The 2029-nt window shown below is 76.4% G+C and carries 1 protein-coding gene and 1 pseudogene; both read right to left on the bottom strand.

Annotated elements, in window-relative coordinates; genetic code table 11:
- Positions 1-576: pseudogene (locus DQW06_RS12220) on the bottom strand (exonuclease SbcC); the annotation flags it as partial.
- The gene (locus DQW06_RS12215; RefSeq protein WP_013156086.1) at positions 518-1912 is read right to left on the bottom strand and encodes a TIGR02678 family protein; all 1395 of its coding nucleotides are present in this window, start codon (positions 1910-1912) and stop codon (positions 518-520) included. The pseudogene DQW06_RS12220 and the gene DQW06_RS12215, both read right to left, overlap by 59 nt.
- Positions 1913-2029: the final 117 nt, after the last annotated feature.

Genomic DNA, 2029 nt, shown 5'->3' with positions numbered 1-2029 from the left:
GCTCGCACCGGTACCGGCGAGCAGCGCGGAGGCCCCCCGGCCGTTGCCGGAGCGGGCGGCGGCGTCGAGTCCGCGGTCGCCGCGCTCGGTGGTGAACTCCACCCACAGGTAACCGAGCCGGGTGGCGGGGCCGGACTCCTCCTCCGCGGGGTCGCCGGAGGCGTCGGCGCCGTGCGGGGCGTCCTCGGACGCGTCCTCCGCGCCGGGGCCGCCGAGCAGGTCGGGACCGTCATCCTCGGCACCGTGGAGGCGGCCGGGCCGCGTGTCCTCGGCCATGAGCCAGCGCAGGCTGGTGCGGTTGGTGCCCGTGGTGTCCAGGCGGCGCACGTCGCCGTCGAGCAGGAACGGGAGCAGCATCTCCAGCGCCTTGGACTTGCCCGCGCCGTTGCGGCCGCGCAGCAGCAGCCGCCCCTCGGCGAAGTCCAGGACGTGGTCGTCGTACTGCCAGACGTTGCGGATGCCCGCACGTTCGAGCCGGTAGCGGGGGACGCCGCCGGAGGCGCCGGTACCGGCGGAATCAGCCGGACCCGTCGCCGCCGCCGCTTCCGGGGCCTGGCTGGTCTCCTGAGTCACCACTGGTCGCGCTCACCTTCTCGTTCGCCACCGCTTGCAGCACGGACGCCACCCGGCTCAGGTCGCCGCGGGGGTCGGCGGGAGCGTCGGGTTCGCCCTCGTCGTCGCCGGGGGCACGCACCGGGTCGGGATGTGTCCGGCTGTCTTCGTCATTGTCCTGGATCGGGGGGACACGGATGTCCGTTTCGGCCCCGTAGCGGGCGGCCGCGGCGGTGAGCCGCCACCGTCCGGGGGCGCCCCGCAGCAGTCCGAGGTCGGCCAGCAGGACCAGGACCCGCTCGCGGAGCCGTCCGGGGTCGGGGATCTCGGGTCCCGCGGTGCGGGCCCACTCGGCCCGCGCGGGCGCGTCCGCGCCGCAGAGGGCCTCCAGCGCGGTGTTCATCTCCTCCTCCGGGACCGGGGCGGAGGTGGCGGGGCGGCCGGGGTGCAGGCGGCCGGAGAGGTGGCGGACCAGGGCCAGGGCGACCTGTCCGACGGGGTCGTCGGAGGGGAAGGCGGGGCGGGCGCCCGCCTCGTCGGGCATCACGAGGGCGACGCCCTCGGCGCGGACCTCGGTGTCGCAGCCCAGGAGGTTGCCGAGCGCCGCTGCGGCCCGCCACTGGTGCGCGGCGAGGCGGTCGCGCTGGCGGTCGGGGAGCTCCTCGCGGTAGACGACGGCGGTCTCTGCGAGGAGCCTGCGCAGGGCGGTCTCGCCCTGGTGGTCGCCGTCGGGGTCGGTGTCGCGTGCGGCGGCGAGGAAGGAGTCGGGGTCGTCGGAGGCGCGGGGCAGGTGGACGGCGACCGAGCGCAGGACCTGCGTGTGCGGGATCAGCTCCGCGTCGGCGGAGGGGTCCTCACGGTGGTCGGCGATGGTGCCGAAGTCCTCGGTGAGGGCGCCGAGCGAGACCAGGTGGAGCAGGGCGGCGCAGAAGGCGCGGCGCTCGGCGAGGCCGCGCTCGGGGTCGGCGTCGACCCCGGCCTCGTGCGCGGCGGAGCGGACCCGCGCGGCCAGGCCGCGGACGGTGGTGGGGCCTTGCTCCTCGACCAGGACGGCCAGGGACAGCGCCAGGTAGGTGTGCGTGCGCGGGGTGAAGGGGGCGCCGGTCCCGCGCGCGAGGGGGCGCGCGACCTCGGTGACGAGACCGCGTTTGACCAGCCGGGCGTGGTCCTCGGCGACGGTCAGGCGGTAGCCGAGCACGCGTTGGAAGCGCTGGACGAGCCACTCGGTGTGGGAGCGCACGAGGGCGAACTCGGCGGGGTGGGTGCGCTCGGTGAGCAGGGGATGGGCCAGGAGGGCGCGGGCCGCGGCCTGGCGTTCGCCGATGAGCGCGGCGTCCTCGCTGTAGGTGTCCGTCTCCATCACTCCCACGATGGCTTCTCGGGCGGGTTCGCGGACAGGTCGTCCGGACCGGGGGCTCGCGGGTCCGGTCCAGGGAGGTTACCCGTGGGTTCGGTGTCCTCGGGGCGGGGCGCCGCG

The organism is Nocardiopsis sp. TNDT3 (assembly GCF_003427465.1).
GTDB lineage: Bacteria > Actinomycetota > Actinomycetes > Streptosporangiales > Streptosporangiaceae > Nocardiopsis > Nocardiopsis dassonvillei.
Note: the sequence above shows the minus strand (reverse complement) of the source record. Positions and strands in the feature narration are given on the sequence as shown.

What these genes read in the sequence shown, in the direction of transcription:
- DQW06_RS12215 (WP_013156086.1), bottom strand. Translation starts at nt 1,912, where the DNA reads ATGGAGACGGACACCTACAGCGAGGACGCCGCGCTCATCGGCGAACGC.